Below are 13,280 nucleotides of genomic sequence, written 5' to 3'. Positions count from 1 at the left end.
GCCGGCCTCCGCTGGCCGGCCCACCCGGGATTGCGACCGGGATCCAGTCGTCATCGCCGCCGGTGTGTGAGTCCCGGCTCGCAGCCGGGCCCCGCGATCAGTTGATCGCGGTCAGCTCCGCAGTCAACTGCTCATTGAGGAACTCGACGACCTCCTGGTCACCTGCATGGCGTCCCTCTCCTCCTCCGGCTTGCAGGAACGGCCCGCCCTCCTTCCAGAAAACGGCCCGCACCGTGCCGGTGCAAACGCCGCGCGGCGCACCCGCACCCTGCCGACGAAGCGTGGACCGCCACTCACTCGCTGCGATAGTTCGGCACCTTGATCAGCAACTGCTGACGTCCCGCGATCTCCGGAACCTCGACCCTCGCGCTCCAGTCCGGCTCGGCCACCGGCTCCAGGGCGATCGAGACGGCGCCTTCGTAGACGTCGAAGTGGTCCATCACGACCGTGGTGATCACCTCTGCCAGCCTCCTCTTCTGCTCGTCGGTGAAGTCCCGGGGCAGGTGCTTGATGTTGACGTGCGGCACGGAGTGCTCCTTCGTTCGGTTGTGGCGGGAAGGGGGGCAGATCGGGTTGGCGTTCGCTCCACCACCCTGGCCGCGCACGTGCGGGCAAGGTCACGGCGGGTGCAGGTGCGGGTTCAGCTGCCGGGGCGGGTGTGGATCGCCGCCGCGAGTTCGGCGATGCCGTGCTCCCTCAGCACGCTGTAGTGGTCCCCGTGGAGTTCGACCACGGTCGGGGGTGCGGCGGAGTAGCCGGAGCTGCCCTCGATGAACGAGTAATCGTCCCCCGCGGCCTTGAAGATGGTCACCGGCGCGTCGAGCCGCCGCTCGGCCAGCTCGCGGAAGCTGTACTCGAACTCGTACGTCTCCCCCACGATCCGGGTGATCCGCCGGATCAACTCCTCGTCCAGTGAGGGGAGCAGGCCGTTCACGACGGCGACGAAGCCGTCCTCGTCCGCCACCGCCCGCAGGCACTGCTCCAGTTCGGGCCCGCTGATGGACCCGGTGAAGACGGAGAAGAGGATCGTCACGTACGCCGGGTTGCGGTACGACGCCTCCCGGCCGTGGCGCTCCCCGTCGGCCTGGCGGACCTTCGGGTTGCCGGGGCAGATCAGCAGCAGGTCCGCCACCGTCTCCCCGGCCTGCTCCAGTTGCCAGGCCGCCTCGAACGCGACCCGGGCGCCGAAGGAGTAGCCCCAGAGCGTGTACGGCCCCGTCGGCTGCACCCGCCGGATCTCGGCGACGTCGGCCGCGGCCATCTCCCGGATCGTCGGGTACGGCCGCTCGCCGGCGTTGATCCCGTGCGCCTGCACCCCGTAGAAGGGCTTGCCGGCGCCCGCCTCACGCCCCAGCAGGCGCAGGTTCATCGGATAACCGCCGAGCCCCGGCCAGCAGAACACCGGGCCGCCGGAGTCCGCGTTCCGGCCGGAGTCCGCGTGCTGGAGGGGCACCAGCCGGGAGGACGGCTTCCCGGTGTCCCGGCCGATCCGTGCCGCCAGATCGACCAGCTTCGGGCACTCGAAGACGACCTGGAGCGGCAGCCTGGTCCCGAACTCCCGGTTGATCCGGTTGACCAGGGCGACGGCGGTCAGCGAGTTCCCGCCGGACGCGAAGAACTCGTCCTCGACCGACACCTCGTCGTACTTCAGCGCCTTGCCCCAAGCCTCGGCCAGCCACCGCTCGTGCCGCGTCACGGGGGCGACGAACGGGCCGCCGGTGTCCGCGGACCGCACCTGCTCCGAGGCGGCGAGGGCCTTGCCGTCGACCTTGCCGTTCGCGGTCAGTGGCAGCTCGTCCAGGACGAGCACCCGGTTCGGGATCATGTAGTCGGGCAGCAGGGCGGCCAGCTCGTCCTTGACGATCTCGGCCGGGCCCTTCATGTGGACCGTGTCCTCGTACATGCCCTCGCTGCGGATCTGCTCCTCGCTGACCCTGCCGCCGAGGCAGAAGTACGACGCGCCCGATCCGATCCCGCACGCGGCCAGGACGGCGTCGATGCGCCGCGCCGCCGGCAGCGGGTGGCCGGTCTTCGAGCTGTAGCCCGAGGACATGAACCCCAGGCCGAGGCCGTTGCGCTGCAGGTGGTGCAGGGTCGCCCCCAGGCTGATGTACTCCAGCCACGGCTCGACCGCCCGGCTGACGGCGGTGATGCCGAAACTCGCCCGCTCGTACACCTTCTGGTTGATGGCGATGACGTCCTTGCGCAGCACCAGCTCGTCCGAGATCCGCTCCAACTCGCCGTCCACGTAGCGGTACTGACCGGCGGGGAGGCCGGTCACCCGCCCCGGGTGCGCCTGGACGTAGATCTCGGTGGAGGCGGCTCGCGGCGTGCCGTCGCCCGGGTGGATCCCGAAGGTCCCCAGGTAGTGGTCCTCGTCGGCGACGTCCAGGCTGTTCCGGACGGACCGGAGGTGGGCCAGGGGGCGGATGCCGAGCCCGTACTCGGGCAGCACCTCCTCGAACAGGCCCACCATGTGGCCGGCTTCGAACTCCAGGACCTCCTGGATGTTGTTGGCGTACACCGGCTCGATCGCCCGCCGCTTGCCGACGAAGTGCACCGACAGGTGCGCGCCGACGTGCAACCCGGCCGGGCCGGTACGCACCAGGGTGTGATCGGCGGGGTGGTAGTAGTACACGCCCGCGGCCAGGCCGGCCACGCCGGCGGTCTCCAGGTACAGCTGCGTCGCGTACAGCGCGCCGGGCGAGGCGTACGCGTACTTCGGCAGCAGCCGCTCGTCGCTGTGGTACTGGCCGAACCACCGCAGGATCTCGCCGAGTTCGGCGAACGTCAGGTCGTCGAGGGCGCGGGAGAGTCCGCCAGCCGGGCGCGGGGCGAGCAGCTCGACGATGTCGTCCCGGCCGACCTCCCCGCCCTCGTAGAAGCGGTAGGTCTTGCGGGCGAAGGTCTCCCGCCGCTGGCGCTGCGTCTCCTCCCGGCCGGGCAGCTCCACCACCGGCCGGCCGTCGAGCTCCTCGGGGTCGCGCAGGCCCGGGTTGGAGAGCTGCGCCTTCACCTGGAGCTTGCTCGCCTTGGACTGGTGGTGTCCGCCGTGGTTGCCCTGGTCCATCAGGGCCGCTTCCTTCGGGTTCAGCTCGATGCACGCCACCAGGTTCTGGAAGCCGGTCCGCTGGTCGTCGGTGACGATCGCCGCGGCCCGCCTGACCCAGGCGTGCTCCTCGATCGCGAGGGCGATCTCGTCCAGCTCGACCCGGTAGCCGCGCAGCTTCACCTGGTTGTCCGTCCGGCCGGAGAACTGGATCGTCCCGTCCGGGTTCCAGTACGCCAAGTCCCCTGTCCGGTACAGCCGTTCCGTCGGGACGAACGGCGAGGGGACGAACCGCTCCCGGGTCTGGTCGGGCCGGTGGAGGTAGCCGCGGGCCAACTGAACGCCGCCGATGTACAGTTCGCCGGTTTCCCCGATGTCCACCGGCGCCAGGTCGGCGTCGAGGATGTAGCACTGGGTGTTGTCGACGGGCACTCCGATCGGGATCGAACCGGCGCCCTCCCCGATCTCCTCCGGGTCGACCAGGTACGCGGTCGCGTTGATGGTGCACTCGGTCGGCCCGTACAGGTTGACCAGCGACGCCCACGGGAGCTCGTCGCAGAAGGACCGGGCGAGCTGTCGCGAGAGCGCCTCTCCCCCGGAGAACACCCGCGCGAGGCTGGTGCAGCGGTGCAGGTCCTCCGTGTCCAGCAGCGCCTGGAGCAGTGTGGGCACGCACTGGAGCGTGCTCACCCCGTGCTCGACGATGGTGGCGATCAGCGCCTCGGGATCCCGGTAGACGCCCGGCGCGCCCATCACGACCCTGGCCCCCACGGCCGGGGCCAGGATCTCCCACTGCGCGGCGTCGAAGCTCATCGGCGTCTTCTGCAGCACCGTGGTGCCCTTGCCCAGGTGCCCGCAGGCGTGCATCCAGCGCAGCTGGGAGACGACGCTGCGGTGCTCGATCATCACGCCTTTCGGCCGGCCGGTGCTGCCCGAGGTGTAGATGACGTAGGCGAGACCGTCCGGGCGCAGCGCAGTCGGACCCGTCGGGCCCTCGTCGGGCATGGACTCCGCGTCCGCCGGGGTGATGACCGTCGTCCCTCGCGGCGCCAGCCGGGAGAGGCGTTCCCGCAGGTGGGGCTGGGTGACGATGATGCAGGTACGGCTGTCGTCGATCATGTAGCGCAGCCGGTCGTCGGGGTACTCCGGGGAAAGCGGCAGATAGGCCGCACCGGCGTAGAGGACTCCCCAGACCCCCGTCACCAGCTCCACGGAGGGCTCGATGTACAGGCCCACGCAGTCGTCCGCACCCACGCCCAGGTGGCGCAGGTAGCGGGCCAGTTCACCGCTGCGCCGGTCGAGTTCGCGGTAGCTGAGGCGCTGGTCGCCGCTGACGACCGCGACGGCCTCGGGCCGGGCCTCCGCCTGCTCCGCCAGCAGGTCGGGCAGGCAGCCGCCCAGCTGAGTGCCGTGTCTGCGACTGCCCGTCCGAATGGTCTGGGTGGTTTTCATGGTTCCCCCTGGTGTTGCTGTATGACTAAAGCGCTTGTACGACAGGGTCTTCGGCCGGTGCCTGGATCTCCGGCTTCCGCCTGGGCTGGGCCAGGACGACCGCGGCGACGACGGCCACGGCTCCGGCTAGCTGCGGTGCTGACAGGGCCTGGCCCAGGACGGCGTAGCCGAGGATCGTGGCGGCCAGCGGGCTGCCGAAGCCCAGGATCGACACCCCGAGCGCCGGCAGCCGCTCGATGCCGCGGAACCAGAGCGCGTAGGCGATCAGGGCTCCGATGACGCTCAGGTAGGTGAACCCGGCGATGTTGGTGCCGGTGATCGCGGCGGGAAGGCCTTCGGCGATCAGCGTGGCCGGCAGCAGGACGAGGCCACCGACGGTCAACTGCCAGCCGGTGAAGGTCAGTACGCTCACGCCCGCCGGACGGCCCCAGCGCTTGGTGAGCACGATGCCGGACGCCATGCAGACCGCGCCGCCCAGTCCGGCCAGGACACCGACGGTGTCGAGCCCCGCCTGCGGTCGCAGGACCAGGAGCGCCACGCCCAGCACGCCGAGCACGCAGGCCGCGACCTGCACCGGCTGGATCCGGTCCTTCAGCAGCATCGCCGCCAGCAGCAGGACCAGCATCGGCTGGACCGCCACCACCAGTGCCGCCACACCGCCGGGCAGGTGGTAGGCGGCGACGAACAGGAGGTAGAAGAAAGCGCCGATGTTCAGCACACCCAGCACCAGGGCGCGCCACCACCACACCCCGCGCGGCATGACCCGGCCGATCGCGAGCAGCACCAGCCCGGCAGGCAGCGCCCGCACCGTGGAGGCCAGGAGCGGCCGGTCGGGAGGCAGCAGTTCGGTGGTCACCAGGTAGGTGCTGCCCCAGACCGCCGGGGCCAGCGCGGTCAGTCCCGAGTCGAGGATCAGCCGGTTGCCCTTCACCTGACGACCGGGTCCAGGACCGGTATGCGAGCCGTGACGGGCGGGACGAGAGCAGCGGTAACGGATTGCCTGGGTCTGGGCACAGTGAGTTCTCCCATGAGGGCATGGTTATGCGAGGAAGCCAGGCGACCCCCGGCCCAGCAGACCATAGGTCAGGAAAGGCTCACCTAACAAGACGTGTCCGAACCCGGGGTCTCGAAGGGGATGCCGATCGCACCCAACTCCTGATGCTCACTCACAAGATGGGCCTGGCCTGGCCGTTTGGTCGGCCCGCGACCGGTTCTGCTGCGAACCACAAACCCTTGCCAGCCAGGGGAGCCTTCCCTAACGTATGGCTCCGCCGCTTCCCCCGCCATCAAAGGAGTCTGTACATGCCAGCCATCGACGAGTACCTTGATCACGCGAAGCCCTACGCACTGGGCCTCTTCCGGATCGTCATCGGCCTGCTCTTCGCCTGCCACGGCGCCGCCTCCCTGTTCGGCGTCTTCGGGGGCGCGCCGGGCGGTGGTTCCGTGGACGCCGGCGTCTGGCCCTACTGGTACGCAGCCGTGATCCAGCTTGTGTGCGGCGTCCTGGCCCTCACCGGCCTGTTCACCCGCTTCGCCGCGCTGATCGCCTCCGGCTCCATGGCGTACGCGTACTTCGTCGAGCACCAGGCCGACGCCCTGCTGCCGCTGCAGAACCACGGCGAGCTCTCGGCGATCTACGCCTGGGCCTTCGTGCTTCTGGTCTTCACCGGCCCCGGCGCGCTGGCACTCGACCAGCTCCTGGGCGCCCGCCGTAGAATCCAGCCGACCGCCGAGGTCGCCACGTCCGCCTGACCCTGTGACGCGAACCGCCACCGTCGGCGCCGAGTAGCGCATGCCGCCGACGGTGGCGGCCAGGACCGCTGCATTCGGCAGCGGACCGACCCCGGTTCCGTGATCACGGCCTCCCGTGCCACCTCCGGGGGAAGGGGGGACGGCAGGTGCCGACCCAGGTGAAGCAGGTCAATCGCGGGCGGCAAGGCCATGCTGTCGTGGCCCGACGCGCTCTGCGAGTCGCTCGCGCGCGGCGGACGTCACGTCGTGCGCTACGACCTGCGCGACTCCGGCGCGTCGACAACCGTCGGCCCCGAGGCGCCCGCGTACACGCTCCGGGATCTCGCCGCCGACGCGGCCGCGGTCCATTTGCCAGCAGTCGCCTGAGCCGGGCGGCGGGCGCCGTGGAGGCACGGCCGGGCCGGCCGTGCCTCCACGGGCTTCGCGGAGCGCCCGGTGTCAGCTCACCGGCTCGGGCGTGCGCCGGGCAGGAGCGGTCGACGGGGAGTCGGCGGCCGCCGCCGCGCCCAGGGCGGTGCCGCGCGTCTCCTCGGCCCACAGGACGCACACGAGGAGGCCGACGGCCGTGGTGCCGGCCGCGATCAGCATGGTCGGCCCGGTGCCGAGCCCGCTGAGCGACAGGGGCAGCAGATACGTGCCGACGGCCGCGCCGATCCGGCTCACCGACGTCGCGACACCGACCGCCGTCGCCCGGATCTCGGTCGGGAAGAGCTCGTTCGGGTAGGTCCAGTCGAGCACGTTGGGCCCACCGCACAGGAACGCGTAGGCGCACAGCGCGGTGACGGCGACCGCGGCGGGGGCGGCGGGCCAGACGCCCAGCAGGGCCAGCGGAACGATCATCAGGGCGAACGACCAGATGATCACCGGCCGACGGCCCCAGGTGTCGATCAGCCGGAGGGCCGGGAAGCAGCCCAGGAGGAAGACCAGGCTCACCAGACCGGTACCCAGCGTGTCCAGCACGGTGCCGCCGGGCATGCCGAAGGACGAGAGGATCTGCGGACCGAACGTCAGCATCGCGAAGAGCGGGCCGACCTGGCAGAGGAAGAACAGGCCGCAGAACAGCGTGCGGCGCCGGTAGGGCTGGGTCATCAGCAGACGCAGACCGCCGGGGCGGCCGGCCTCGGACGGATCGGGCATCAGCTCCAGCCGTCCACCCGGACACCGAGATGCTTCTCGACCACGCGCACCGCGTCACCGACCCGCCCGTGAGCGGCGAGCCAGCGCGGCGACTCGGGCGAGCCGCGCCGGATCACCAGGAACACCACGCACAGGACGGCGGAGCTGGCCAGCATCCAGCGCCAGCTGCCCGGCCCGCCGATCCGCAGGAACAGGTAGCCCGTCAGGTAGGCGAGGACGGAACCGGCGTACCAGGCGACGATCTGCTGACCGAGCAGCCGGCCGCGGTGGCGGGCCGGCAGCCACTCGGCGAGAAGCGAGGTCGCGATCGGGTAGTCGGCGGCCACCGCCATGCCGAGCACGAAGCGCAACACGGCGATCGCCCACACCGTGTCGACCCAGAAGGAGAGCACGGAGCAGACGACCATCACCAACAGGTCCGCGGTGTACATCACCTCCCGGCCGATCTTGTCGGTCAGCACGCCGAAGAGCGCGCCCCCGACGAACATGCCCACCAGGGCGGCGGCGCCGATCAGGCTGACTTCGGCGGTGGAGAGGCCGAGCTCGGGGCGCATCCCGATCAGGGCCACGCCGACGATGCTCAGAATGTAGCCGTCCAGCAACGGCCCACCGGAGCAGGCCAGGGCCAGCCTCCGATGGAAGGCGGCATACGGGGCGTTGTCGATGCTCTGGGACATGGAATTCGGGTCCTCCGGAGCGTACGGCGGTGCTCTCGCACGCCGTACGCCTGGTAGACGGCAGAAGTCGGGGGCGCCCGGGTGGGCGGCCCCGTCACCCGGGCTCACCGGGCGACCGTCCACGGTTGCCCGCTCCGGAGCCGTCCCCACGGGGACGAAGGTCGGCCGCGTTCGGGCCCTTGGTCCCGAACCGGACGGGCCCTCGTACCCGTGCGGCGGCGGCTGAAGCCTGCCGGGCCGGGGCCAGGCCCGGGCGACCTCGCCCTGCCCGAGGTGGCCAGGTGGAACGGGTGACACTTCTCACCCGGACATGTCCGAACATCCCATTTGTCCGAAATGTGGTGATAGCAGGTCAGAGTACGGCCCCGTCGGGGCCGTCGTCATGTGAAGGCGCGCACGCCCACGAGGGGCCGGCCGAGCCGGACGCTCAGCGGGGGTCGACGATCTCCGGCGCGAAGACCGTCCCCAGTGGCTCGGGGCCGACGTACCGTTGGCAGTTGCACTGCCGGGGCTCGAACCGCAGTGGCTTGCGCTCGGCGTCCCAGGCCGTGGGCGCCTCGACCACCTCATGGCACTTGCCCTGCTTGTCGTGCGTCGCCAGGTGGTGGGTGCATCCGCAGACGGGCTCCGGGGGACGCTTCGCCGCGTCGAGTGCGAGCTGCCGCCGTTCAGCGGCCTCCTGCAGCTCCATCTTCCGCTCGTGGCGCGTCTTCAGCGCACCCCGGACGTTGTCGCCGATCCAGCCCCCGCCGATCATCACGGCAGGTATCAGCGCCCAGATCCAGCCACCCATTGCCGCCACTCCCCCTCGTCGACCGGGCCCACAGCTTACGACCTGTCCGCAACAACCCGACCACGTCGTGCGCCTCTCCTGCGAGGGGCGGGAGTCGATGCTCCGCAGGAGTGGCTCGCCCGGGCGGAGGGGGGCTCAGGACAGGCGCCCCCAGGCGGTGATCAGGCCGGGCGAGAGGTCGGCGGCGGTCCCCGAGGCCAGTGACTCGCAGGCCTCGTCGAGGCGTTCGGCATCGATGAGCCCGGTGGCGAGCATGGCCTCGCGGGTGCGGTCCCAGGTGTCCAGCCAGAACGCGGTGATCGGGGCGTCCGCGAGCAGGGCGGGGACGAACACTCACCGCACCGGCGACGTGGCCGGCGGGCACCGCCCGGCCCCCGGCCCCCACACACGGGGCGCCGGGGGCCGGTCCTCGGCGGATCAGGGATGCAGGACGCGCGACGGCGTCGCCGCATTGTCGGCAGCCGCCTGGGAGCGAACGCCGGGAGTCACACAGACGTCGTCACCCGGCCAGGCCTCCCGCCAGACGTATCCGGAGACGCAGGTGTGCGGTCCGTAGGGGCCGGACACCCACCGGCTGTAGCGGGCCGCGTTGTCGGCGGTGGTCTGGCTGCGGGTCGCCGGGGTCACGCAGGCGTAGTCGCGGTAGTCGCCGTCGCGCCAGACGTACCCCGGGGTGCAGGTGTTCGGCCCGTAGATCGCGACCGAGGTGGCCGAGTAGACGGTGACGCTCGCGGTGCCGCCGCTGACCGAGGTCGCGATCGAGTCCCCGTTGGCGTTCAGCGAGGTGACGGGGAGCCGGGCGCCGCCGTCCAGGGTGCGCTGCAGGTACGGCGTCCCGTTGACGATCTCGTGGATCAGCACCACGTCGTTCGGGATGCCCCCGGAGTAGCCGAGCTTCCGGGTGAACTCCACCGTGTAGTAGTGGAACGGGTCCGATCCGATCGGCACCCGGAGCAACTGCGGGTGGTAGCCGTCGTCGCTCTGGAACGAGGTGAGGGTGTAGCTGCTCCAGCCGGCCGGCGCGACGGCCACCCGGCTGTGGTCCACCCAGCCGAGCTTGTCGAGCTGGAAACCGGCCAGGCCGACCGGTTGCGCGTTGCCGTAGGTGCCGCCGGTGCCCGAGCCGTAGACGTTGGCGGCGCTCATCTCGTCCCACGGGTCGTCGTACTCCCCCGGCGCGGACCACGGGGCGTTGCGGTAGCTGGTGTCGTTGGAGAAGGAGTGCCCGAGCCCGTAGCCGTGCAGCATCTCGTGGGCGACCGAGACCGAGCCGAGGCCGGTGCCGTCCAGGTAGATCGCACCGCCGGCACCCCACCAGTCGATGCCGACGTTGGTGACGACGATCGTGCGGTGCCCGGCGGGGACGGTGTACCCGCCGGCGCTCGCGGCGTTGACGCAGTCCTGGAAGCGGGTCCACCTGTCCCGGCCCTGCTCCTGGGCGAGGGTGTAGGGCATCGTGTACCAGCCGGCGGCGTTGGAGTTGCGGATCTGCACCGCGCCGGCCGAGACGCTGTTGAAGTAGTCGTACATGCCGCCGGTGCCGGCACCAGAGTCGGTGAAGAAGTTCCTCAGCCAGGCGGCGCTGTGCGGTTCGGACGCGTTGTCCGACACCTTGCACATGAGGATCGACCAGCCCGTGTAGCCCCGGACGGGCACGGCCTGGGCCCCCTGCGGAACCCCCCAGAGCACCATGACGACGGCGGCCAGGAGCACCGCCGCCCTGGCGCGGAGCCGGCGCATTCGCCGCATTCGGTTCCCACGCATTCGGTTCCCGCGCATACGGGAGACCTCCCCTTCCCCAATGCTTCCGGGGCCTGTCCCCGGACGGGCGACGGCACCCGTACCCACGGATCGATGAGCGGTAAACCCCGTAAAGAGAAGGACAGTTGAGTGAGGGTCAGGAATTCGCCGCGCCGACCCGGACTCCCCCGGCCCCAGGGCTGCGACCTCGTCCTCGACCTCGCACGCCGGCGCCCCGCCGCCCTGCCGCACCCTCCCGCCCACCACCGGGGGCGCCGGGGACGGAAAGAAAGGTGATTCGGTTTTCTCCGTCGTGTCGATCCGCGACGGCCCCGTTCGACCTGAGATAGAGAGAGGGTCGGACAGCGGCCCCCGGCACGAAGGAGACCAGCCATGGCGAAGTACATGTTGATCATGCGAGGCAGCGACGAGTCGGTCGCGAAGATGATGGAGACGCCCTTCGACGAGATGCTCGCGACGATGGGCCGCTACAACGAGGAGCTGATCCGGGCGGGCGTGCTCGTCGCGGCCGAGGGCCTGGACGACGCCTCGCAGGGCGTGGTGGTCGATCTCAGCGGGGAGACCCCCGTTGTCACCGACGGCCCGTACGGTGAGACCAAGGAACTGTTCGGCGGCTACTACATCCTCGACGTGGCCTCGAAGGAGGAGGCCGTCGAATGGGCCAAGCGCCTCCCGGCGTTCCCGGGCACGAAGGTGGAGATCCGCCGGGTGCCGGGGATCGACGAGTTCCCGCAGGACAACGAGTGGATCGTCAAGGAGCGGGCATGGCGCGAGCGGACCGGCCAGCTCTGACACCCGCACGCTCCGACGGCCCGCCGGACACCGAATCGGCCCGGCGGGCCGTCGAGGCCCTCTGGCGCATCGAGTCCGCGCGGATCATCGGCGCACTCACCCGCTACACCGGGGACTTCGACCTCGCCGAGGACGTCGCCCAGGAGGCCCTGGCCCAGGCACTCGTCGTCTGGGCGCGCGACGGCGAGCCGGCCAGCCCCGTGGGCTGGCTGCTCGCCACCGCCCGGCGGCGCGCCATCGACCAGTTCCGCCGCCGCTCCGCCCTCGACGACCGGTACGCCGCGCTCGCGGCCCGGCTCGGCGAGGGCGAGGCGAGCTCCGGGGCGGAGCCCGCTGCGGACCGGTCGGACGACCCGCCCTGGGACCCGGACCGCATCGAGGACGACGTCCTCGCGCTGATGTTCGTCGCCTGTCACCCCGTGCTTTCGCCGGAGGCCCGTACGGCGCTGACCCTGCGTGTGGTCGCCGGCCTGTCCAGCGAGGAGGTCGCCCGCGCGTTCCTCGTGCCCGTGCCGACCGTCCAGGCACGGATCACCCGGGCGAAGAAGACGATCGCCGCGGCCGCGGTGCCGTTCGAGCTCCCGCCGCCCGCGGAGCGGCGCGAACGGCTCGGCGGCGTCCTGAGCGTGCTGTACGTGATCTTCACCGAGGGCTCGACGGCGACGACCGGCGACGACCTGCTGCGCCCCGGTCTCGCCTTCGAGGCGATCCGGCTGGCCCGGACGCTGGCCGCGCTGCTGCCCGACGAAGGGGAGGTATTCGGGCTGCTCGCGCTGTTCGAGCTCACCGCCGCACGGTTCCCCGCGCGCACCGGGCCCGACGGCGAGCCCGTCCTGCTGGAGGACCAGGACCGCCGCCGGTGGGACCACTCCGCCGTCCGCCGCGGCCTGGCCGCGCTCGACCGGGCGACGGCCATCGGACGCGGCCTGGGGCCCTACGGCCTGCAGGCGGCGATCGCCGCCTGCCATGCCAAGGCCCCGTCCGTCCCGGAGACCGACTGGGAGCGGGTCGTGCTCCTCTACGAGGCGCTCGGCCGGGTCGCGCCCTCTCCCGTCGTGGAACTCAACCGGGCGGTGGCCGTGGCCATGGCGACGGGGCCGCAGGAGGCGCTGGCGCTCGTCGACGAGCTCGTCGCCTCCGGTCGCCTGTCCGGCTCCCACCTGCTCCCGAGCGTGCGCGGCGAGCTGCTCTCGCGGCTCGGCCGCACCGACGAGGCGCGGGCGGAGCTGGAGCTCGCCGCACGCCTGTGCCGCAACAGCCGCGAACGGTCCGTGCTGCTGCGCAAGGCGGCTGCGCTCGCCTGACACCGGCCGTCCCGCCTCCACCCCGGTCCCCGCCGGGGCGGAGGCGTCGTACGTGTGAGGCCGCGGATCGCCGCCGTCGGGCACCGCGCCGGGCCGCGATTCGTCACGGAGTGTGGACGGCTGGCGGGCCGGGCGTGAGGACTGTGGTGCGGGCCACCCCCGACCCGGCCACCACCCCACCACTTCGGCACGCGCGGCCGAGGGCCCGTCACCCACCGTCGACGATGTGCGCGGCCTCACACCACCACCCGTGTGGCCCGGGCCACTTCCACCCCCCATTCGATCTTGAAAAATGGGGCATTTGGCTTCAAATCAGCCCATTTCCTTGATTCCTACCCGCGGTAACAACCCCCTGACGTGCCTAAACCTGCGAATCCTTGAAACCCCCACCACCACCCCCGTAACTTCGAACCCGTTGCACCGAGCACACCGCCCCCCGAGGCCCCCGCCCCGGAGCACCACGGCGCACAACCCACGCGAGCGACACCCCCCGAAACCAACAGCCCCCAGGGCCTGGTTCCGCACGCCCGCACACCCCTCACGCCTCACGCCTCACGCAAAGG

The 13,280-nt window shown here is 71.4% G+C and carries 12 protein-coding genes; 4 read left to right on the top strand and 8 right to left on the bottom strand.

The window, feature by feature from the left end; translation table 11 throughout:
* Positions 1 to 293 precede the first annotated feature (293 nt).
* The 3 genes from ACZ6NC_RS02780 to ACZ6NC_RS02770 all read right to left on the bottom strand — a co-directional run bounded on the left by ACZ6NC_RS02780 (position 294) and on the right by ACZ6NC_RS02770 (position 5,432).
* A complete protein-coding gene (locus tag ACZ6NC_RS02780) occupies positions 294 to 527 on the bottom strand; it encodes a tautomerase family protein (RefSeq protein ID WP_465728225.1) in 234 nt (77 codons plus the stop codon).
* 113 nt (positions 528 to 640) lie between these two features.
* Positions 641 to 4,501, bottom strand: a complete 3,861-nt coding sequence (locus ACZ6NC_RS02775; RefSeq protein ID WP_465728223.1) for an amino acid adenylation domain-containing protein — start codon at positions 4,499 to 4,501, stop codon at positions 641 to 643.
* A gap of 25 nt (positions 4,502 to 4,526) precedes the next feature.
* Complete coding sequence (locus tag ACZ6NC_RS02770) at positions 4,527 to 5,432, bottom strand: EamA family transporter (protein ID WP_465728221.1); 906 nt, start codon at positions 5,430 to 5,432, stop codon at positions 4,527 to 4,529.
* A gap of 371 nt (positions 5,433 to 5,803) precedes the next feature.
* Here ACZ6NC_RS02770 and ACZ6NC_RS02765 point away from each other — a divergent pair, with 371 nt between their 5' ends.
* Both ACZ6NC_RS02765 and ACZ6NC_RS02760 read left to right on the top strand, forming a co-directional pair.
* Positions 5,804 to 6,253 carry a DoxX family protein gene (locus tag ACZ6NC_RS02765; RefSeq protein ID WP_465728219.1) on the top strand — a complete coding sequence of 150 codons (450 nt, stop codon included), beginning with the start codon at positions 5,804 to 5,806 and terminating at the stop codon, positions 6,251 to 6,253.
* A gap of 189 nt (positions 6,254 to 6,442) precedes the next feature.
* The gene (locus ACZ6NC_RS02760) at positions 6,443 to 6,619 is read left to right on the top strand and encodes a hypothetical protein (protein WP_465728217.1); all 177 of its coding nucleotides are present in this window, start codon (positions 6,443 to 6,445) and stop codon (positions 6,617 to 6,619) included.
* Between the two features lie 72 nt (positions 6,620 to 6,691).
* Here the strand turns inward: ACZ6NC_RS02760 and ACZ6NC_RS02755 are convergent, their stop codons facing one another.
* The 5 genes from ACZ6NC_RS02755 to ACZ6NC_RS02735 form a co-directional block, all read right to left on the bottom strand.
* Positions 6,692 to 7,390 carry an MFS transporter gene (locus ACZ6NC_RS02755; RefSeq protein WP_465728215.1) on the bottom strand — a complete coding sequence of 233 codons (699 nt, stop codon included), beginning with the start codon at positions 7,388 to 7,390 and terminating at the stop codon, positions 6,692 to 6,694.
* The gene (locus ACZ6NC_RS02750; protein ID WP_465728213.1) at positions 7,390 to 8,067 is read right to left on the bottom strand and encodes an MFS transporter; all 678 of its coding nucleotides are present in this window, start codon (positions 8,065 to 8,067) and stop codon (positions 7,390 to 7,392) included. The genes ACZ6NC_RS02755 and ACZ6NC_RS02750 overlap by 1 nt, the downstream gene beginning before the upstream one ends.
* Positions 8,068 to 8,494: 427 nt before the next feature.
* Positions 8,495 to 8,860 carry a hypothetical protein gene (locus tag ACZ6NC_RS02745; RefSeq protein WP_465728211.1) on the bottom strand — a complete coding sequence of 122 codons (366 nt, stop codon included), beginning with the start codon at positions 8,858 to 8,860 and terminating at the stop codon, positions 8,495 to 8,497.
* Between the two features lie 135 nt (positions 8,861 to 8,995).
* A complete protein-coding gene (locus ACZ6NC_RS02740; RefSeq protein WP_465728209.1) occupies positions 8,996 to 9,193 on the bottom strand; it encodes a hypothetical protein in 198 nt (65 codons plus the stop codon).
* A gap of 84 nt (positions 9,194 to 9,277) precedes the next feature.
* Entirely contained in the window at positions 9,278 to 10,600 is a 1,323-nt protein-coding gene (locus ACZ6NC_RS02735) for a metallopeptidase domain-containing protein (RefSeq protein WP_465728207.1), read from the bottom strand.
* A gap of 393 nt (positions 10,601 to 10,993) precedes the next feature.
* On the opposite strand from ACZ6NC_RS02735, the gene ACZ6NC_RS02730 reads away from it, so the two are divergent.
* Entirely contained in the window at positions 10,994 to 11,413 is a 420-nt protein-coding gene (locus ACZ6NC_RS02730) for a YciI family protein (protein ID WP_465728205.1), read from the top strand.
* Positions 11,386 to 12,717, top strand: a complete 1,332-nt coding sequence (locus ACZ6NC_RS02725; RefSeq protein ID WP_465728203.1) for an RNA polymerase sigma factor — start codon at positions 11,386 to 11,388, stop codon at positions 12,715 to 12,717. Before ACZ6NC_RS02730 ends, ACZ6NC_RS02725 begins: the two co-directional genes overlap by 28 nt.
* Positions 12,718 to 13,280: the final 563 nt, after the last annotated feature.

It is taken from the genome of Kitasatospora sp. NPDC041988, assembly GCF_055588525.1.
The sequence above is the reverse complement of the archived record's forward strand: the minus strand, read 5'-3'. Positions and strand labels throughout refer to the sequence as shown.